At 63.7% G+C, this 17869-nt stretch carries 21 protein-coding genes; 13 read left to right on the top strand and 8 right to left on the bottom strand.

All coding sequences use genetic code 11. From position 1 onward, the window contains the following. Nucleotides 1-23: 23 nt before the first annotated feature. From AC3WVQ_RS11150 to AC3WVQ_RS11115, 8 genes are all read left to right on the top strand, one after another. Entirely contained in the window at nucleotides 24-629 is a 606-nt protein-coding gene (locus AC3WVQ_RS11150) for a glutathione S-transferase (protein ID WP_060515961.1), read from the top strand. Beyond that, a complete protein-coding gene (locus AC3WVQ_RS11145; protein WP_492382723.1) occupies nucleotides 622-1158 on the top strand; it encodes a dihydrofolate reductase in 537 nt (178 codons plus the stop codon). Before AC3WVQ_RS11150 ends, AC3WVQ_RS11145 begins: the two co-directional genes overlap by 8 nt. Before the next feature lie 156 nt (nucleotides 1159-1314). Continuing rightward, a complete protein-coding gene (hflK, locus tag AC3WVQ_RS11140; RefSeq protein ID WP_034792611.1) occupies nucleotides 1315-2433 on the top strand; it encodes an FtsH protease activity modulator HflK in 1119 nt (372 codons plus the stop codon). Continuing rightward, complete coding sequence (gene hflC / locus AC3WVQ_RS11135) at nucleotides 2430-3350, top strand: protease modulator HflC (RefSeq protein WP_060515963.1); 921 nt, start codon at nucleotides 2430-2432, stop codon at nucleotides 3348-3350. Before hflK ends, hflC begins: the two co-directional genes overlap by 4 nt. Nucleotides 3351-3357: 7 nt before the next feature. After that, on the top strand, nucleotides 3358-3543 hold the full coding sequence (locus tag AC3WVQ_RS11130; RefSeq protein WP_034792618.1) for a DUF2065 domain-containing protein: 186 nt from the start codon (nucleotides 3358-3360) through the stop codon (nucleotides 3541-3543). Nucleotides 3544-3549: 6 nt separating this feature from the next. After that, a complete protein-coding gene (locus AC3WVQ_RS11125; RefSeq protein WP_034792627.1) occupies nucleotides 3550-3936 on the top strand; it encodes an ACT domain-containing protein in 387 nt (128 codons plus the stop codon). Nucleotides 3937-4207: 271 nt separating this feature from the next. Next, a complete protein-coding gene (locus AC3WVQ_RS11120) occupies nucleotides 4208-5728 on the top strand; it encodes a DegQ family serine endoprotease (protein WP_051659253.1) in 1521 nt (506 codons plus the stop codon). Nucleotides 5729-6216: 488 nt separating this feature from the next. Then, nucleotides 6217-7119 carry a LysR substrate-binding domain-containing protein gene (locus tag AC3WVQ_RS11115; RefSeq protein WP_090294296.1) on the top strand — a complete coding sequence of 301 codons (903 nt, stop codon included), beginning with the start codon at nucleotides 6217-6219 and terminating at the stop codon, nucleotides 7117-7119. A 204-nt stretch (nucleotides 7120-7323) separates the two neighbouring features. On the opposite strand, the gene AC3WVQ_RS11110 is transcribed toward AC3WVQ_RS11115, so the two are convergent. After that, entirely contained in the window at nucleotides 7324-7899 is a 576-nt protein-coding gene (locus AC3WVQ_RS11110) for a GNAT family N-acetyltransferase (RefSeq protein ID WP_060515966.1), read from the bottom strand. Continuing rightward, nucleotides 7896-8783 (bottom strand): phosphoserine phosphatase SerB, encoded by an 888-nt coding sequence (gene serB / locus AC3WVQ_RS11105; protein WP_110818673.1) that lies wholly within the window; start codon nucleotides 8781-8783, stop codon nucleotides 7896-7898. The genes AC3WVQ_RS11110 and serB overlap by 4 nt, the downstream gene beginning before the upstream one ends. On the opposite strand from serB, the gene miaA reads away from it, so the two are divergent. Next, nucleotides 8782-9693 carry a tRNA (adenosine(37)-N6)-dimethylallyltransferase MiaA gene (gene miaA, locus AC3WVQ_RS11100; protein ID WP_034792634.1) on the top strand — a complete coding sequence of 304 codons (912 nt, stop codon included), beginning with the start codon at nucleotides 8782-8784 and terminating at the stop codon, nucleotides 9691-9693. The genes serB and miaA overlap by 2 nt on opposite strands. Nucleotides 9694-9712: 19 nt before the next feature. Here the strand turns inward: miaA and AC3WVQ_RS11095 are convergent, their stop codons facing one another. Beyond that, nucleotides 9713-10114 (bottom strand): VOC family protein, encoded by a 402-nt coding sequence (locus AC3WVQ_RS11095; protein WP_060515969.1) that lies wholly within the window; start codon nucleotides 10112-10114, stop codon nucleotides 9713-9715. Nucleotides 10115-10287: 173 nt separating this feature from the next. On the opposite strand from AC3WVQ_RS11095, the gene AC3WVQ_RS11090 reads away from it, so the two are divergent. Continuing rightward, a complete protein-coding gene (locus tag AC3WVQ_RS11090) occupies nucleotides 10288-10575 on the top strand; it encodes a hypothetical protein (RefSeq protein WP_090294291.1) in 288 nt (95 codons plus the stop codon). A 30-nt stretch (nucleotides 10576-10605) separates the two neighbouring features. Here the strand turns inward: AC3WVQ_RS11090 and AC3WVQ_RS11085 are convergent, their stop codons facing one another. Then, on the bottom strand, nucleotides 10606-11007 hold the full coding sequence (locus tag AC3WVQ_RS11085) for an MAPEG family protein (RefSeq protein ID WP_090294289.1): 402 nt from the start codon (nucleotides 11005-11007) through the stop codon (nucleotides 10606-10608). Between the two features lie 157 nt (nucleotides 11008-11164). Here AC3WVQ_RS11085 and AC3WVQ_RS11080 point away from each other — a divergent pair, with 157 nt between their 5' ends. After that, a complete protein-coding gene (locus AC3WVQ_RS11080; protein ID WP_244546700.1) occupies nucleotides 11165-11578 on the top strand; it encodes a winged helix-turn-helix transcriptional regulator in 414 nt (137 codons plus the stop codon). A gap of 45 nt (nucleotides 11579-11623) precedes the next feature. On the opposite strand, the gene AC3WVQ_RS11075 is transcribed toward AC3WVQ_RS11080, so the two are convergent. The 4 genes from AC3WVQ_RS11075 to AC3WVQ_RS11060 form a co-directional block, all read right to left on the bottom strand. After that, nucleotides 11624-12319, bottom strand: coding sequence for a class I SAM-dependent methyltransferase (locus tag AC3WVQ_RS11075; RefSeq protein WP_492382722.1), 696 nt, complete (start codon nucleotides 12317-12319; stop codon nucleotides 11624-11626). Nucleotides 12320-12671: 352 nt separating this feature from the next. Continuing rightward, a complete protein-coding gene (locus tag AC3WVQ_RS11070; protein WP_089043633.1) occupies nucleotides 12672-14699 on the bottom strand; it encodes an ATP-binding protein in 2028 nt (675 codons plus the stop codon). A gap of 135 nt (nucleotides 14700-14834) precedes the next feature. Continuing rightward, the gene (locus AC3WVQ_RS11065; RefSeq protein ID WP_034792648.1) at nucleotides 14835-15353 is read right to left on the bottom strand and encodes an ABZJ_00895 family protein; all 519 of its coding nucleotides are present in this window, start codon (nucleotides 15351-15353) and stop codon (nucleotides 14835-14837) included. Between the two features lie 126 nt (nucleotides 15354-15479). Next, nucleotides 15480-16028, bottom strand: coding sequence for an RBBP9/YdeN family alpha/beta hydrolase (locus tag AC3WVQ_RS11060; RefSeq protein ID WP_090294286.1), 549 nt, complete (start codon nucleotides 16026-16028; stop codon nucleotides 15480-15482). A gap of 107 nt (nucleotides 16029-16135) precedes the next feature. Between AC3WVQ_RS11060 and AC3WVQ_RS11055 the strand changes: the two genes are divergently transcribed. Both AC3WVQ_RS11055 and cax read left to right on the top strand, forming a co-directional pair. Next, nucleotides 16136-16603, top strand: coding sequence for an Lrp/AsnC family transcriptional regulator (locus AC3WVQ_RS11055; RefSeq protein ID WP_090294285.1), 468 nt, complete (start codon nucleotides 16136-16138; stop codon nucleotides 16601-16603). A 164-nt stretch (nucleotides 16604-16767) separates the two neighbouring features. Continuing rightward, nucleotides 16768-17862 carry a calcium/proton exchanger gene (cax, locus tag AC3WVQ_RS11050; protein ID WP_034792668.1) on the top strand — a complete coding sequence of 365 codons (1095 nt, stop codon included), beginning with the start codon at nucleotides 16768-16770 and terminating at the stop codon, nucleotides 17860-17862. The last annotated feature ends 7 nt before the right edge of the window (nucleotides 17863-17869 follow it).

The raw sequence follows: 17869 nt of genomic DNA, 5'->3' as shown, positions 1-17869 counted from the left end.
GCTGTCGTCCAAGGGAGGTATCGATGCTCACACTCGTTCATGCGCCGCTGTCGCGATCCTCGCGCATCGTCTGGCTGCTTGAGGAGCTGGGCGCGGAATACGAGATCCGCTACGTCTCGATCCGCCGCTGGGACGGCTCGGGTGAGCCCGACGACAACAACCCGCATCCGCACAAGCAGGTGCCGGCGCTCATCCATAATGGCGCGGTGATCTGGGAGTCGGCCGCCGTCGTGCAGTATCTCACCGACCTCTATCCCGATTGCAGCCTCGGCCGGCCGCCCGGCCACAAGGAGCGTGGCGCCTATCTCTCCTGGCTTGCCTATTACGCGGGGGTGATCGAGCCGACGGCGCTTGCCCATATCTCCGGCGCCACCATCAACAACCCGGCACAGGCGCGGCTCTACAGCGAAATGTGCGCCCATGTGATCGACGTGCTCACCCGACGGACCTATCTGCTCGGCGAGACGATGAGTGCCGCCGATCTGCTCTTGGCAAGCGCGCTGCAGTGGATGCGCAAGATCCTGCCGGAAAGCACGGTCGTCGATCGCTACATCCGCGTGGTGACGGACCGGGCAGCCTATGACCGCGCCAGAGAAATCGACAGCAAACCGAACGGGTTCCATGACTGAAACGAAGACCACCCACCCGAAGATATCGATCGTCGTCGCCGTTGCCGCAAACGGCGTCATCGGCCGCGACGGCGATCTGCCCTGGCGGCTTTCGACCGATCTCAAGCGCTTCAAGGCGCTGACGATCGGCAAGCCCGTGATCATGGGGCGCAAGACCTGGGCGTCGCTCGGGCGTCCGCTTCCCGGCCGCGCCAACATCGTCATCACCCGCAACGCGGATTTTGTGGCGGAAGGGGCAAGCGTCGTCCCGTCGCTCGATGCGGCGGTAGCGCTTGCCGGCCGAGAGGCGGAGGCCGCGGGCGTGGACGAGATCTGCGTGATCGGTGGCGGCGAGATCTACCGCCAGTCGATCGCGCGTGCCGATATCTTGTATGTGACCGAGGTGCAGGCGACCGTGGATGGCGACACGCGCTTCCCCGATATCGATCCCGGCATTTTCGAGAAGGTCTTCGAAGAGGACCTGCCGCAGGGTGAAAAGGACAGCCACGCCATGCATTTCGTCACCTTTAAGCGGCGTGCGACAGCCTGACGCGGCGGATCGTCAACTATTTTGAACCATTTACGGTGAACTCGGGTCTATCGCGTTGAAAGCGGTGCGGGTGATACCTATAACGGTTTCACATCATGAACGACCGTGCGGTGGCGCGGCCGTTCAGCGTGGGAAGTATTCAAAAGAGAGGTTTTGATGCCCTGGAGCAATCAGAATGGCGGCGGCGGTGGCCCATGGGGCGGCGGCGGTGGCGGCGGCAATCAGGGGGGTCCCTGGGGCCAGGGGCCAAACCGGCCGCGTGGCGGCAAGGGCGGCCCGCCGGATCTGGAAGAGATCATTCGCCGTGGCCAGGACCAGCTCAAGAACGTCGTTCCCGGCGGCTTCAATGGTGGCGTCTTCGCCATTATCGGCCTGCTGATCGTCGGTTTTGTCCTGATCAATTCGATCTACACGGTGCAGCCGGACGAGCGCGGCGTCGAGATGCGCTTCGGCAAGCCGAAGGACGAGATCTCGATGCCTGGCCTGCACTATCATTTCTGGCCATTCGAGACCGTCGAATTCGTCAAGATCACCGAGCAGCAGCAGAACATCGGCGGGCGCTCGAGCGGCCAGTCGAATTCCGGCCTGATGCTCACCGGCGACCAGAACATCGTCAACGTCCAGTTCTCGGTTCTTTACTCGGTCACCGATCCGAAGGCTTACCTCTTCAACGTCGAGAACCCGTCCGACACGCTGCAGCAGGTGGCCGAAAGCGCGATGCGCGAAGTCGTTGGTCGCCGTCCGGCGCAGGACATCTTCCGTGACAACCGTCAGGCGATCGCCGCGGACGTGAAGAGCACGATCCAGGCAACGATGGACACCTACGGCACCGGCGTTTCCGTCAACACGGTCGCCATCGAGGACGCCGCACCGCCGCGCGAAGTGGCCGATGCGTTCGACGAAGTGCAGCGCGCCGAGCAGGACGAGGATCGCTTCGTCGAAGAAGCCAACCAGTATGCCAACCAGGTGCTCGGTAAGGCACGCGGTCAGGGTGCGCAGATCCGCGAAGAAGCGGCCGCCTACAAGGACCGTGTCGTCAAGGAAGCACAGGGTGAGGCGCAGCGCTTCATCTCCGTCTATGACGAGTACTCCAAGGCGCCTGACGTTACCCGCAAGCGTCTCTATCTCGAAACCATGCAGGGCGTTCTCGGCAAGTCGAAGAAGGTCATCATCGACGAGAAGAACGGGCAGGGCGTACTGCCATATCTGCCGCTGAATGAAATCGGTCGTCCGACGACGTCGGGTGCCGCAGCAGTTTCGGGAGCAGGCCAGTGATCAATAATCGTACCTCCGTTATCCTGATCCTGCTCGCCGTCGTCTTCGTCGGCATCTATTCCTCGGTCTTCGTCGTCAACGAGCGTCAGCAGGCGATCGTCGTTCGCTTCGGTCAGATCAAGGACGTCAAGAGCCAGCCGGGCCTCTACTTCAAGCTGCCCTTCGCCTTCATGGATGCCGACCGCGTCCAGTACGTCGAAGACCAGGCACTGCGCTTCGACCTCGACAACATCCGTGTCCAGGTCTCGGGCGGCAAGTTCTATGAAGTTGATGCCTTCGTCGTCTACAAGATCTCCGATCCCCGCCGCTTCCGCGAGACGGTCTCGGGCGATCGCGACTCGGCGGAATCGCGTCTCAGGACCCGTCTCGACGCGTCGCTGCGCCGTGTCTACGGTCTGCGTGGCTTCGAGGCTGCTCTTTCGGACGAGCGTGCGTCGATGATGCGCGAAGTGCGCGCCGACCTCAAAACCGACGCGGAGTCGCTCGGCCTCAACATCGAGGACGTCCGTATCCGTCGCACCGACCTGACGCAGGAGGTCTCGCAACAGACCTACGACCGCATGAAGGCCGAGCGTCTGGCGGAAGCCGAACTGATCCGCGCCCGCGGTAACGAAGAGGGCCAGCGCCGCCGCGCGATTGCCGACCGTCAGGTCGTCGAAATCGTGGCCGAAGCCCAGCGCGATTCGGAAATCCTGCGCGGTGAAGGCGAAGCCGAACGCACAAGGACCTTTGCTGACGCCTTTGCGCGCGATCCGAAGTTCTTCGAGTTCTATCGCTCCATGACCGCTTACACGCAGTCGATCGGTAGCCCGGACACGACGCTGGTGCTTTCGCCGCATTCGGAATTCTTCCGTTACTTCAATAACTCGGAAGGCACTCCGCCGGCCGCGGCACCTCAAGCAGCGACCGGAAACTAGGCGGGCGATGTCAGACTTTCTGACAGGATTCGCTTTCTTCCTGATCATCGAGGGGCTGGTGTACGCACTGGCCCCTTTGGTTTTGGTGGAAATGGCGAAGCGTTTGCCGTATGTCCCCGAACATCAGCTTCGACTGGCGGGGCTCGTTTGCGTGGCTGCCGGGGTCGGACTTGTATGGTTGCTTCGAGGATAATGCGAAATGCCACATAAACTGCTGATCCGGCTGGTCGATGCCGAATACGCCATCACCCGCCTTAATATCGGCTCCAGCATGCCGGAATGGCTGCCGGGGCCGGGCTTCTGGACCGTGTCGAGCTCGCGCGAGGAGATGACGCTGGTCTGCCGGGCCGCCCGCGTGCCGTCCAGCGTCCAGAGTTCGCTCGGCTGGCGCTGCTTCCGTGTCGAGCAGCATTTTGCCTTTGACGTGCCCGGCGTGCTCGCCTCGGTGCTCCGGCCGCTTTCGGATGCCGGCGTCGGCGTCTTTGCCAATTCGACCTTCAGCACCGACTACATCTTCGTTGCCGGCTCCGATCTCGACAAGGCGGTCCAGGCGCTGAAAGACCACGGTCACGAGCTCACCACCTGATCAGCCACGCCCGGCCTCGACGTAAAGGCTTGGCAGGGAACGTCCGTCCTTTCGCACCCTTGCGCGCAAGGATCAGGAAATCGTGTTTGGACCCTTCCGAATTCCGCCTTATCTTCAGAGGAAAGTCGGACGTCGCGGTCTTGCGGCTTGCGTTTGTCAAATCTGCCGCATAAGCCCGGCCGGCGGTTTCGGTCGAGGCGGAATTATGCGAAGAATCAAAGTGCTATGGTGTGCCGGTGTCACCGCACACAGCCAGAGGAGCTGAAGCGAATTGTCCACGCGATCAAAATCCCGAGTACACTCGCTTGGCGCCTCCCTCGGCGTTCTGGCGCTCGCAGGCGCGCTCGCCTTCAGCAGCACCGCGCTCGCCCAGAACACGGCGATCCGGCCGCCGAGCAATGGCCCGGCCTCCGTCGCCGATCTGGCCGCCGGACTGCTGGATGCCGTCGTCAACATCGCGACTTCGCAGAAGGTCAAGAACGACGATGATGCGCCGGCGCCGCAGGTGCCGGAGGGCTCGCCCTACCAGCGCTATTTCGACGAATTCTTCAAGGGCCAGGGCAATCAGGGCGGTAACCGCCAGCGCACGGTCGAATCGCTCGGCTCCGGCTTCGTCATCGATCCCTCTGGCTACATCGTCACCAACAACCACGTGATCGAGGGCGCCGACGACATCGAGATCAACTTCGCCAATGGCAGCAAGCTGAAGGCGAAGCTCGTCGGCAAAGACACACAGACCGATCTCGCGCTGCTGAAGGTCGAGCCGAAGGCGCCGCTGAAGGCCGTGCCTTTCGGGGATTCGCGCAAGATGCGCATCGGCGACTGGGTGATGGCGATCGGCAACCCGTTCGGCCTTGGCGGTTCCGTTTCGGTCGGCATCATCTCGGCGCGCGGCCGCAACATCAACGCCGGCCCCTATGACAATTTCATCCAGACGGACGCTGCGATCAACCGCGGCAATTCCGGCGGGCCGCTGTTCAATATGGCCGGCGAAGTGATCGGCATCAACACGGCGATCATCTCGCCAACGGGCGGCTCGATCGGCATTGGCTTCTCCGTGCCGACCGAACTTGCCGCCAATGTGGTACTTCAGCTCAAGGACTTCGGCGAGACGCGTCGCGGCTGGCTCGGCGTGCGCGTCCAGCCTGTGAACGACGATATCGCCGAGAGCCTGAAGATGGACGCGCCGCGCGGCGCGCTCGTCTCTGGCATCATCGAAGGCGGGCCGATCACGCACGGCGAGATCAAGGCCGGCGACGTCATCGTCAAATTCGACGGCCATGATGTCGGCGAGGTGCGCGACCTGAAGCGCGTGGTCGCCGAAAGCCCCGTCGGTAAGGCGGTCGATGTCGTGGTGATCCGCGACGGCAAGGAACAGACAGTCAAGGTGACCCTCGGACGCCTCGAGGATGGCGCGCTTGCAAGTGCCGACGCGGCAACCGGCGACGAGGGGTCGAAGGCTGACAAGCCGGAGGCTGCGCCGCTTCCAGCGACCGACGTCGTGCTCGGCATGAAGCTTGCGACGCTCAACGAAGAGGCGCGCAAGAAATACGGCATTGCCGAAGACGTGGACGGCGTTGTCATCACCGAGGTCGCGCCGAATTCGGTCGCGGCAGAGCGGCGCGTAGAGGCGGGCGACGTCATCGTCGAGGTCGGTCAGGAGGCGATGGAGACGCCCGCCGACGTGGCCGACCGGGTCGAGGAGCTGAAATCCAGCGGCCGTCGCCACGCCGCCCTTCTGATCTCCAACAAGTCCGGCGAATTGCGCTTCGTCACCGTTCGGGTGGAGTAGGGCGCATCGCGCCTTCCGGCAGTTGCGGTTGCGGCATCGGATCGATGCCGCAGCGCCGCTTTCGGTCGACGCCGATTGTCTGAATCTTTTCAGTGCTATCGCCCCTGGGGCTGAGAGGCTGAATCCACATGCTCAGGTTTTGATTCAACGCTGCGGTCCGGCCGACGGGCCGCAGCGTGCTCATGATGGGCACAGACACGGCCCTTCATCCCGCTGCCGCGACCTTCTCCCCGCTTGCGGGGGAAAGGGTTAGGGTGAGGGGCATTCGAGAAGTGGTGAGGTGCACTTCTTTCAGCAGTCGTCGCTCGCTTGCCTGGGGTGCGGGGACGGCTTGCGCGCCGGCTGGAAGGTCATCAGCCTGAGGGCTTCGAACAGAATTTCGATAATCGTATGCATTGCCGCACCTCCTTTCTTGCAAGCATTTCACTCCACTTGCCGGCACCCCTCAAACGAGTTTACAGTCTCCTTCGGATAACTTGAGGTTATGCATGAAGCGCGGCCGACTGCCCCTGACAGCGTTGCGGAGTTTCGAGGCGGCCGGGCGACTGGAGAGTTTCACACTGGCTGCATCGGAGCTTTTCGTCTCGCAGGCGGCCATCAGCCGGCAGGTGCGCGAGCTCGAAGAGCTGATCGGCCGGCCGCTGTTTGAGAGGCTCCACCGCAGTGTGCGGTTGACGGCCGATGGTCAGGCGCTGCTCGGCACGCTGACGTCTGCCTTCGACATGGTGGGCGAAAGCCTCGACGCGCTCTCGGGGCGGCGGTTGTCGCAGACGCTGAAGGTCAGCGCCGAGCCATCCTTTGCCGGCTGCTGGCTGGTGCCCCATTTGCAGGAATTTCAGGAGGCGCATCCGGAGATCGATCTGGTGATCGATGCGGAGTCGCGGCTCGCCGAGTTTCGAAGCGGCGAGGCCGATATCGCCATCCGCCACAGCTTGACCGCGCGCTCCTGGTCGCGGGTGGAGACGCGGCCTCTTGCCGAGGTGGAGATGGTCCCGGTGATCACGCCTGCGCTTGCCGGCGCCGGGCGGCCGCTCGACCGACCCGAAGACCTGTTGCAGCATCCATTGTTGCATGAGGATAACCGGCAACTCTGGGAACAATGGTTTGCGGCGGCCGGCACCGCGCCGGTGAAGCTTGCACGCGGCGCGATCTTCGCCGATGGCTCGATGGTGCTGCAGGCGACGCTGCGCGGCAGCGGCGTCGGCCTCATCGACCGCGACCATGCCCGCGACGACATCGCCGCCGGCCGGCTGATCCAGCCGTTCGACGCCTCAGTGCCCTATGGCGCGTTCTTTATCGTGGCGCGGCGCTTCGAGGCGCTGTCGGAGGCGGCCAGGGCCTTTGTCGACTGGATCGAACGGAGCTACCCGGGGGCGGGGCGAAAGCGGTGAGGAGGCCCTTATCCTCAGGGCGAGCGCTTGCCCCTCTTCCGCCTGCCGGCACCGTCTCTCCGCACGCGGGGAGACGGAAAGATATGGCGAACGCCCGCCATTCTTCAGAGGTGGTTGGGTAGTGCTAGTGCGGCTGGCGTCTCTCTTCCCGCCTGCGGAGAGAGATGTCCGGCAGACAGAGAGGGCAACTCACGAAGCGGCAGCTTATTTCCCGGCCTTTGAACGATGCGCCCGCCATTCCTCGGCGCTGATCGCATAGAGCACATGCCGAACCAGGGTCGGCTGATCGGTTGGGACGCGGGGGTGGTCGAAGTCGCGGCTTGGGTCGCGGTGCATGCCGATCCGTTGCATGACAGCGGTCGAGCGGGTGTTGGCGGGAACCGCGAAGGAGACGACCTCGCTCAAGCCCTTTTCCTCGAAGCCGTAGCGCAGCAGGGCGTTGGCCGCTTCGGTGACGTAGCCCTTGCCCCAGTAGGGCGGAGCCAGTCGCCAGCCGATTTCGACCGTTCCTTTGGGCAGGTGCGGCTCCAAATCCGTGAGCGCGAGGCCGCAGAAGCCGATTGGCTTGTCGTCGGCCTTGAGCGCCACGGCGAAGAAGCCGAAGCCGGTTTCGGCGATGCCCTTGCCGACGCGATCGAACAGCGCGTCTGATTCCGCGCGGCTGCGGCGGAAGGGAAAGAATTCCATCACCTTGGGATCGCTGTTGATCGCGAAGAAGAGATCGCGATCGCTTTCCTTCCAGGCGCGGATGCGCAGCCGCTCAGTCTCGGCAATGATCATCCGGCGAAATCCGTCTTGCGATAGCCCTGCAGATAGAGAAGGGCGGTGAGGTCGCCGTGGTCGATGCGGACCTTGGCCTGCTCGGCAACGACGGGCTTGGCGTGCAGCGCCACGCCGGTGCCGGCAAGCTGGATCATGCCGAGATCGTTGGCGCCGTCGCCGACAGCAAGGGCATCGTCCGTCGAGATGCCGAGGCGGTCGGCGATCTCGATCAGCGAATCGACCTTGGCCTGCTTGCCGAGGATGGGATTGGCGACTTCGCCAGTGAGGATGCCGTCTTCGGCGATCAGCGTATTGGCGCGGTTCTCGTCAAAGCCGAGCATCTCGGCGATCGGGCCGGTAAAGACGGTGAAACCCCCGGAGACGAGCGCGGTATAGTGGCCCTTGCTCTTCATCGTTGCGATCAGTTGTTTTCCGCCCGGCGTCAGCGTGATGCGCTTGGCGATGACCTCGTCGACGACGCCAAGTGGCAGGCCCTTCAGAAGTCCTACGCGTTCGATCAGCGCCGGCTCGAAGGCGATCTCGCCGTTCATGGCGCGGGCGGTGATCGCCGCCACCTTGTCTTTCAGGCCGACTTCGGCGGCGAGTTCGTCGATGCATTCCTGGCCGATCATGGTCGAGTCCATGTCGGCGATGAGCAGTTTCTTGCGGCGGCTCTCGGCGTCTTGCACGGCGACATCGACCGGTGCATCGCCGATCACGCCGCGCAGCAGGGTTTCGGCGGCATCCGGATCGGTGCCGTCGGTCAGCGCGATATCGCAGGCGATGCCATCGGCGAGCCAATAGAGGCCGGATGCCTTGACGGCGTCAGCGGCTGCTTCCGCCAGTGCTGGCGTCAGAACAGGATTTGACGGATTGGCGATAAGCGTGGCAACGAGAGCCATGGACAACAACCTTGATACCGAGAGCGACGCGATCCTGATAACCGGGCCGACCGCCAGCGGCAAGTCCGCGCTTGCCGTCGAACTGGCGCGCCGACACGGCGGCGTGGTCGTCAATGCCGACAGCATGCAGGTCTATGACACGCTGCGGCTGTTGACGGCGCGGCCGGACGAGGCCGACATGGGCGGCATAGGGCACTGTCTTTACGGCCATGTGCCGGCGGCATCCGCCTATTCCACCGGTGCCTGGGCGCGTGAAGCGCAGGCATTGGTCGCTCAGCTCAAGGGCGAGGGACGCTTGCCGGTTTTTGTCGGCGGCACCGGGCTCTATTTCAAGGCGCTGACCGGTGGTCTCTCGGACATGCCGGAGATCCCGGCGGCGATCCGGGAAAGGCTGCGCGAGCGGCTGAAGGCGGAAGGGGCGGAGGCGCTGCATCGCGACCTCGAAGCCAGGGATCCGGAAACGGCGGTGACACTGAAGCCCGGTGACGGCCAGCGGATCGTGCGGGCGCTCGAAATGGTGGAGGCCACCGGCAAGCCGATCCGCTTCTTCCAACAGCAGACCGGACCCATGATCGTCGACCCGGACCGGGCTACAAAATATGTCGTGCTGCCGGAGCGAAAGCTCCTGCACGACCGCATCAACCGTCGCTTCCAGTTGATGCTTGCCGGCGGCGCGATCGACGAAGTGCGGGCGCTGCTTGCGCTCGAGCTGCCGTCGGAAATGCCCATCATGAAGGCGATCGGCGTCAGCCAGATCGCAGCCCTTTTGAAGGGCGAACTCGACGAGGCCGAAGTGATCGAGATGGGCGCTGCGGCAACGCGACAATATGCCAAGCGGCAGATGACCTGGTTCCGTAACCAGCTCGACGACAGCTGGCAGCGCATTTCGAGCGCCGAGGAGGTGCTTTGACGAGCGCCGTTGCTGCGGATCAGTCGGCGAGGTTCAGCTGCCAGGACACGCCGAAGCGGTCGGTGACCCAGCTGAAGCGCTGGCTGAAGCCGTAATTGTCGAGTGGCATCAGCACTGCCCCGCCTTCGGCGAGCATGCCATAAAGCGTGATGATCTCATCCTCGCTCTGGCATTCCACGAAGAACGAGAACGACGGGGTGAAATCGAAGGCGTGCCGGACCGGGCTGTCGATGCACTTGACCCGCTGCGCGCCGAGCCGGAAAAGCGCCACCTTGACGCTGCCTTCGGGACCTTGCTCATCCGGTCCATAGCGCTCGACTTCCAGCACCTCGGCATTCGGGAACAGCGAGACGTAGAAGGCCATGGCGTCGTCGGCGACGCCATCCTGGAACATCAGAAAGGGCGTGATGCTTGTGACCATGGCGCGCTCCCGTTGTCGTCGGTGTCAACAAAACCGGCTGACTGATCCTACCCCAGGATGTCGCCACGACAACGGTCGGCCCGCGGCAAAGTTCCCTTGCAGGATAGGCGCTGATGCCTTGCTGTGAGCGGGGCGGCCCCGCAGGTTCGGGCGGCGCATGCCATGTCCCGATCATGACAGACGAGCAGAAAACGTCTCCTGACAGCGCGGAAATCCGTCTGTCTCCCGATGAAGCCCTGGTGCTCTTTGAACTTCTGTCGCGTTGGAGCGAGGAGAACGCAGTTCCAACGCCGGACGCCTCCTGTTTCGAAAGCACGGCCGAATGCGCGGTGCTGCTCGCAGTGCTGGCAGACCTTCAAAAGCAGTTGGTCGCACCCTTTCGCGAAGACTACGGCGAAGCGGTGAAAGCGGCACGCCGCCGTCTGGCGCCATCGTGGGATTACCCTGACCTCAGGGGGTGATTTGCCTGCTTGTGCCTACGCTTGATCGGCTCACACCAGCCACGCCAGCAGCGGCCACAGCACCAGTCCGATCCCGATGATGCTGGTCGCAAACAGGGCCGAGCGCAGCACGGGAATGCCGATCGCATAGGCGAGCCAAAAGGCGAGCCGTGCCGAAAGCCAGACGATCGCACCGAGTTCCGTCGTCGTGTTGTTTGCGCCGGTGACTTCGACTGCAAGCAGCGCGGACGCGGCGAAGGGAAAAGTCTCGAGGAAGTTTGCCTGCGCGCGTTTCAGCCGTCCGACGAGGGGCGTTGGCGGCGGCCCGGCCGCTTCGCGCGAAGAGAGCGACCAGGCCAGTCCGTTCTGGCGCGTCTGGAGTTGCGCCGCGACAAAAACCTGGATGATGCCGAAGATGCAGCCGAGCGCCAGCACGGTCATCTCCACGCTCATGGCCGCGCTCCGAAAGCCGTCTCGAACTTTACTGTCGCGTGTGCCTGCGCCATGTCAGCCATCGTGCTTTCCTCCGGCATTGTTTGCTGAAAGCACGCTAACTCTCTGGTACGATATCGTAAATACGGACAAAAAGGATAGTACGGGGGGCGCCGACATGACGGAACAAGCCGTGGCATCGGACCGAGGTGTCGGGCCGAAAGTGTCCAGCCTGACCGGTCTCGACATGAGCCATATCCGGCTCTGCCCCGCCATCGCCTTCAACCAGATCGTCGGCGGGCGCTACAAGCTGCACATCCTCTGCGTGCTCGAAGGCGGGACGCACCGCTATGGCGAAATCGGACGGTCGCTGCTTCGTGGCGGGCTCGGTAAGCCGATCACCCCGCGTATTCTCAGCCGCGAACTGCGGGAACTGGAGGAGCGGGGCCTGATCAGTCGCCGGGACTATCCCGTGGTGCCGCGCAAGGTGGAGTACAGCCTGACCGACCATGGGCGGGCGCTGATGCCGATCCTTGCCGAAATCGTCCGCTGGGGCGCAACGGGCGCGCACGAGCAAATCCTCGGGATATGACTTCCTCCTGCTCGGCCCTTCAAAACGTCGAGAAGGCTGTCGCGCTCACGCTTTCACGGCCGAGAAGAAGAGGAAGCGCGGTTTGGTCGTCAGGCTCCTGTAGGCGTCCGGAAAGAGCGTGCGGGCACGCGGATCGGGCTCCGGTTCGCTCACCGTCTCGGTGGCAAATCCGGCTGATTTGAGCGCATCGAACATGGCGTGCAGCGGGCGGTGCCAGAAGCGCATGTGGATGGTCCTGCCGCCCCGTTCCCAGGTATCGTCGAAGCGATAGGTCTCGAAATAGTTGTCGTGACCGGAAAGGGAATGATCCATGAACGGATGGTGCGTGGAAAACACCAGGCGGCCGCCCTTCTGCAGAACCCGGTTGAATTCGGAAAGCGGGAGCGACCAGTCCTCCAGATAGTGCATGACGAGGGATGCCACGATGAGGTCGAAGGCACCGTCGTCGAACGGCAAGGGTTCGGCCAGATCGGCCCTCAGCAATTGCGCACGCCCGTCGAGGCGTCGACGGGCGATGTCCAGAAGACCGGCGCTGCGATCGATGCCGGTCACCGTGGCGCCGCGCTCGATGAGCGCTGCCGCGTGCGCTCCGCCGCCGCAACCGGCGTCGAGCACCCGAAGCCCGGCGACGTCGCCGGCGAGTGCCAAAGTCGCCGGCCGCTCGTAATAGGCGTTCCAGGCGTTGTTCTCGTTGTCGGCATCATAGGCTGCCGCAAAGGCATCGTAGTCGTTCTCTGGCAAGGTCTTTTCTCCGCTGCCACCGAAAGGCGTGCGCGATCAGATGTCGAAGCGCTTGAAACTTCTATTCTATCGGTCTGCGACGCCATCGGGCAACGCTGCTTGTGCCGTTCTGTTCGGGTGCCCGGAGCCACGGCCGCATTGGGGCGGGCCGAAGCATGCCAATCGCGTTAACGTGGAGCGGCCCCTGGAGGCCCTTCGGTCGCAAGGACGCGTGCGACCACCCAGCGAGCCGCTATTCCACTCCAGAGTTGTTCACGCACTGCGGCCCGCAGCGCATGTCTGGACAAAACGCTTTTACATCTCTGGTTGTCATCGGGCAAATGGGGCGCCCGCAGTTTCACGCGTTCGCTGCCTAGGTCTTGCGGATGATGCTGCCGAGGGGCCGCTTCAACAGGCTTTCGCGCAGCGAGCCCTGGCGCGGCCGCTCGCCGGACGCCGGGTCAGCCGTTTGCGAACGGCGTTGGGCCTGATCGGCCGGGGATGGCTCGTTCAAGAGCTGCTGGCGGATCTGATTGAAGCGCTCCAGCTCCGGATTGACGGGGGCAGGCGCGCGCGGAAGCATGTCCGGACGATAGGGCTCGATCTCGACCTGCGGCTCGCTGAGGCCCGGTTGCGGCTCGGCTTCTGCCGTGGCGCCCAGTTCGGTCTCCCAGCGCTGCTCTTCGCTCACGGTCTGCGCCGCCATGTAGCTCTGCTGGAAGTTCGAAATATCCGGCCCGTTGATGGCGCGCATGCGGCTGACGATCGCGCGCAGGTCAACGGTCGGCGGATGGTCCTCGTCGATCCGGTCGATGATCCCGTGGGCGCGCGGCAGGCGCTCCTCGGCGATGCGAGAAAAGCGCATGCGCATCGGCACGGCCACCGCCTCGCCGAATGCGATAGCCTCGCCATTGCCGATCGAGGAAATGAAGCTGGTCGTCGATGTCGACGAGTTCGGAATGGCCGAGCGGATGATGTCCTGGTCACGGTCGTTGGCAAGCCGCATGGCAAAGACCGTCGAGCACTGCGACAGGATCGTCGGGTCGAGTTCGCCGGGGCGCTGGGTGATGATGCCGAGCGAGACGCCGTATTTGCGGCCTTCCTTGGCGATGCGGGCAATGGCCTGGCGGGTCGGCAGGAAGCCGAGCGACGGATCGGCGGGCACATAGCGGTGTGCTTCCTCGCAGACGACCAGCATATGGATGCCGCCATTGCTCCAGAGCCCGATTTCAAACGCCATGCGGCAAAGCACCGAAGCGACGGAATTAACGACTTCCGAGGGGATGCCGGCCAGCTGGAAGGTGGCGATCGGCCGGCCGTCGCCTGGAATGCGGAAAACCCGGGCGATCGTGTCCTGGATCGTGTCGGTGATGGTGTTCGACGAGAACATGAAATGATAGCGCGGATCGTTGATCGCCGAGACGATCTTGACCTTGAGCGAGCGCAGATGCGGCTTGTCGTTGCGCCCTTCGAGCCGGCCGATGCGCTCGTCGATCAGCGCCAAGAGGTCGGCGATGCGGTAAGGCACCGGCGTGTCGGCGGTGATCGAGCTCTTTTCCGTCTGGCGCCGCACGATGCCGGCGTCGCCGCCGCCGCGGAAGGCCTTCTTCGCCTCGGGGATGATGTCGCGCAGCATGTCGAGCTCGTCCGGCGGCGCCGGGCGGCCGCGGAAGATCACCTCTGCGAACTCCTCCAGTCGGAAGAACCAGAAGGGCAGGTCGAGCGTATCGGTGTCGATGACGACGGCAAGGTCGGGGAAGGCGGCGGCAAATTCGTTGTGCGGGTCGAGGATCAGCACGCGCAGCTTCGGATCGGCAATGATCGCCTTGTTGAGCAGCAGCGTGACGGCGGTCGACTTGCCGACGCCGGTCGTGCCGACGATGGCGAAATGCTTGGCGAGCATCGAGGGCACGTGAATGGTTGCGTCGAGGCTCTCGTCCTGGGTCAGCTTGCCGATGATGCAGCTGTCGTTGCGGCCGGAATCGTAGATGCGCGCAAGGTCGGCGCCGCGGATGCGGTGGGCGATGGCGCCGAGATAGGGATATTGGCTGATACCGGCGGAAAACTCTTCACGACCGTCGGGTCCCCTATGGACCTCGCCCATCAGTTCGACTTCGATGCGGAAGGTGTTGTTGGTCTCTTCGCCCCATTCGCTGGAGGCGGTTTGCATCGAATAGACCAGCGCCACCACGCGGTTCCTGCCGACGGAAATGGAAATCAGCCGGCCGACGGACCAGAGTTCGGTCAGCGACGTCTCGCCGCTCTCTGCGATCGCAGCGATCGTCGCGCGCGCGCCGTTGCAGGCAACCACCCGTCCGAGGAACCGGTTGCCGGGCTTCAGGCCGTCACGGCGATCCTGCTCTCCGGCACGGATCGAGGAATGAAGTTCATTGTTCAGCAACGCGAGAAACCCCGGCAATACGGCGCTTCATGTTAGCCAAGGGGATTTAACAAGTGGTTTCGAGATGTTGCACGCTCGAGCACGCGGGGCACGGGCAGCGGCATGGCGACTTGCGCACTCCGATTTAGTTCCCTGTCAGAGCGATAGCCGGCCGGCCATCCTCCTCGCCGAGCTACCGTACTGCCAGCGCATCATGAAGTACGAGACGGTCAGGAGGAGGGCCATACCGCCTGCGATCACGAGACAGAGAACCATGTCCAGAGACATCAGCAGGGAGACGAACTGCTGCCGGTTGACGTAGTAGGCGATCTCATAGCCTGGGTCGCCAAATACAAACGCCATGACGTAGACCCAAGCAGCAATTGCAACACCCGGCAGAATGCTAATTGCCGTGGCTAAGCCCAAGGAGACGCGGGCCAGTTTCGCTTTCTCTTCTTCCGTCGGGCATCGGCGATGCCTTTGCACGAAACGGCTGGCTGTGGCGGTAGCCGATGACAATGTCTGCGCAAACCAGACGCCGTATGCAGTTCCCTTCGGTATCGGGCCAACAAGGGTCTCGTAGGCGAACATCCCGGCCACGCAGACTCCTGTCAACGCCAGGCAAACGAGGGCGAAGTAGCGGTAATATGGCGTCAGCGACACGGTCGGCGTCATGCGTGGTTCCTGGCGGGCGGTTGTGGCGCCACTTGGCATGATTAGCGCATAACTTGCAAGATTGTGCGCTCTCCCTGAGCAAACTGTCGGGAAAGCTCGCCGACGTTGGCCGGACTGTGTGACGCCTCAGCCCTCCGATGGTTTGATGCCCTGAGCAAACGACCGGAACAGCGCCCGCCCTTCCGGCCAGTCACTCAACCCGCTCTTGCCGTTGATATGGCCGACGGCGCCGGCTTCGGCGAACCGGCTGCCCCATTGCGCCGCCCGCATCTGCGCGTAGCCGATGGTGCCGAAGGGGTCGTTGGAACTCGCGACGATAAGGGAGGGAAAGCGGAAGCGTTCCGTCGGGACCTTGGCGAAGCTGGCAGCCTCCGCCGGGAAGGCCGCAGACGTCGGATCGGGAACCGCCACGAGAAAAGCGCCGGCGATCGGACGGGTGCGGACCGCATGCCAATGGGCGACGAGCAGACAGGCAAGGCTGTGGGCGACGAGAAGGGGCGGCTCGCTTGCTGAGGCAATGGCGCTGTCGAGCGCCTGGATCCAGTCGGCAAGCTGCGGACGATCCCAATCGCCCGGTTGGAAACGGCGCATCTGAGAGTCTGCATACTCCCATCGGGTTTGCCAGTGCGCCTCGCCGGAACCGCCGATGCCGGGCAGGATGATGATATCGTTCATGTCGTCCTCTCATCTTCAACATGGGGGAGACTGCCAGCTTCCCTTGACCATCTGAATGCGCAATCATCGGAAAGTGCGGCCGTTTGCCGATGGATTGAAGGTGAAATATGGCGGTTGACTGTTCTGCCCTCGACCCGACCGATATCGCGATCATCGAGGTATTGCAGGAAGACGGACGCATCGCGATCTCGGAGCTCGGGCGGCGTATGGGTCTGTCGCAGCCGGCGACCTCGGAGCGGGTCAAGCGGCTGGAGGAGCGCGGCATCATTTCCGGTTATGGCGCACGCATCGATGCGGCACGCCTCGGGCTTGGCATGATGGCGGTGATCCGCCTGAAGACGACGCACGAACATATCCGTGCATGCCTCAAGCAGTTTTCCGAGATGCCGCAGGTGATCGAGGTGCTGCGGCTGACCGGCGAGGACTGTTTCCTTCTCAAGGTGCTGGTGCCGACGCCGGGCGAGCTTGAAACGATCGTCGACACGATCGCGCGCTATGGCGCCGTGACGACGTCGCTTGTCTTGAGCGGCGAGCCGGAAAAGCCGATCGGGCGGGCGCTGATCCAGCGGGTCTGAGACTGGGCGCCGGGCACGCTCCGACTTGATGAAAGTCAATGCAGAACGCGAGAGGACGCGGGATAATTCAACCATAGGCCAGGCACGTCCGTTCGGGTGACCGTCAGGGGCGTTGCCGGCCACGGACGCTCGAAGGGCGAGCGGGAAGCGGGCGAGGGGAAGCCATGAGCGATGCAATTGCCTATTTTCGTCGGACACCCATACTCTGGCTGATCGTCTTCGTGCCGATCGCGATCGCCGGCGAGCACATCTGGCCGGACGCCCATACGCTGCTTTTCCTGCTGTCGGTGGCGGCGATCGTGCCGCTGGCGGCGCTCCTGAGCCAGGCGACGGAGGCGGTTGCGGCCCGCACCGGCGACACGGTCGGCGCGCTCTTGAATGCAACGCTCGGCAACCTGACCGAGCTCGTCATCGCCCTGATGGCACTTGCTGCCGGCCAGTATCTGCTGGTCAAGGCCTCGATCGCCGGCGCGATCGTCACCAACACGCTGTTCATGCTGGGTGGTTCGTTTCTGCTCGGCGGGCTCAAGTTTCACCTGCAGGAGTTCAACCGGGTGAATGCGCGCTTTCTGGCGAGCCTCCTGTTCATGGCGACGATCGCCGTGCTCGTGCCTTCGCTGATCGGTGCTGCCGACGGCCAGCCGCAGACGGCTTTCACCCAGCAGCTGAGCGCCGGCCTCTCCGTCCTTCTCATCATCACCTATGGGCTCTGGATGCTGTTTTCGCTGAAGACCCATCGCGAGCTGTTCGTCTCGGCCACTTCCGAGCATGGCGGTGATGAACCGCACTGGCCGCTGGCGACGGGCATCATCGTGCTGCTGGTGGTGACCGTTCTTGTGGCGCTCGTCAGCGAAGTTTTCGTCGGCTCGGTGCAGGTTGCGGCAGAAGAGCTTGGCATGACGCCGGCCTTCGTCGGCTTCGTTGTCGTCGCGCTCGTCGGTGCTGCGGCCGAGATGGCGACGGCTTTCTCCGCTGCGCGCAAGGATCGGCTGGACCTGAGCGTCGGCATAGCGCTCGGCAGCGCCGTGCAGATTGCGCTCTTCGTCGCTCCGCTGCTGGTGCTTCTGAGCTACGTGCTCGGGCCGCAGCCGATGGACCTGCAGTTCTGGCCGGGGGCGATCGTGATGATGCTGGTCGCGACCATGGCCGCGACGCTGCTTTCCAACGGGGGGCGGTCTGCCTGGTACATGGGCGTGCTGGCGCTCACCGTCTACGTGATCTTCGCCATGACGCTGTTCCTGCTGCCGCCGCAGGTGTAGCCCTGCG

Source organism: Ensifer sp. EB106-05-01-XG146, assembly GCF_058791875.1.
Note: the sequence above shows the minus strand (reverse complement) of the source record. Positions and strands in the feature narration are given on the sequence as shown.

Bases quoted from the DNA above. Each gene is read 5' to 3' on its own strand.
- AC3WVQ_RS11150 (WP_060515961.1), top strand. From the start codon at position 24: ATGCTCACACTCGTTCATGCGCCGCTGTCGCGATCCTCGCGCATCGTC.
- AC3WVQ_RS11145 (WP_492382723.1), top strand. From the start codon at position 622: ATGACTGAAACGAAGACCACCCACCCGAAGATATCGATCGTCGTCGCC.
- hflK (WP_034792611.1), top strand. From the start codon at position 1,315: ATGCCCTGGAGCAATCAGAATGGCGGCGGCGGTGGCCCATGGGGCGGC.
- AC3WVQ_RS11130 (WP_034792618.1), top strand. From the start codon at position 3,358: ATGTCAGACTTTCTGACAGGATTCGCTTTCTTCCTGATCATCGAGGGG.
- AC3WVQ_RS11125 (WP_034792627.1), top strand. From the start codon at position 3,550: ATGCCACATAAACTGCTGATCCGGCTGGTCGATGCCGAATACGCCATC.
- AC3WVQ_RS11115 (WP_090294296.1), top strand. From the start codon at position 6,217: ATGAAGCGCGGCCGACTGCCCCTGACAGCGTTGCGGAGTTTCGAGGCG.
- AC3WVQ_RS11110 (WP_060515966.1), bottom strand. From the start codon at position 7,899: ATGATCATTGCCGAGACTGAGCGGCTGCGCATCCGCGCCTGGAAGGAA.
- miaA (WP_034792634.1), top strand. From the start codon at position 8,782: ATGGACAACAACCTTGATACCGAGAGCGACGCGATCCTGATAACCGGG.
- serB (WP_110818673.1), bottom strand. From the start codon at position 8,783: ATGGCTCTCGTTGCCACGCTTATCGCCAATCCGTCAAATCCTGTTCTG.
- AC3WVQ_RS11095 (WP_060515969.1), bottom strand. From the start codon at position 10,114: ATGGTCACAAGCATCACGCCCTTTCTGATGTTCCAGGATGGCGTCGCC.
- AC3WVQ_RS11090 (WP_090294291.1), top strand. From the start codon at position 10,288: ATGACAGACGAGCAGAAAACGTCTCCTGACAGCGCGGAAATCCGTCTG.
- AC3WVQ_RS11085 (WP_090294289.1), bottom strand. From the start codon at position 11,007: ATGAGCGTGGAGATGACCGTGCTGGCGCTCGGCTGCATCTTCGGCATC.
- AC3WVQ_RS11080 (WP_244546700.1), top strand. From the start codon at position 11,165: ATGACGGAACAAGCCGTGGCATCGGACCGAGGTGTCGGGCCGAAAGTG.
- AC3WVQ_RS11065 (WP_034792648.1), bottom strand. From the start codon at position 15,353: ATGACGCCGACCGTGTCGCTGACGCCATATTACCGCTACTTCGCCCTC.
- AC3WVQ_RS11060 (WP_090294286.1), bottom strand. From the start codon at position 16,028: ATGAACGATATCATCATCCTGCCCGGCATCGGCGGTTCCGGCGAGGCG.
- AC3WVQ_RS11055 (WP_090294285.1), top strand. From the start codon at position 16,136: ATGGCGGTTGACTGTTCTGCCCTCGACCCGACCGATATCGCGATCATC.
- cax (WP_034792668.1), top strand. From the start codon at position 16,768: ATGAGCGATGCAATTGCCTATTTTCGTCGGACACCCATACTCTGGCTG.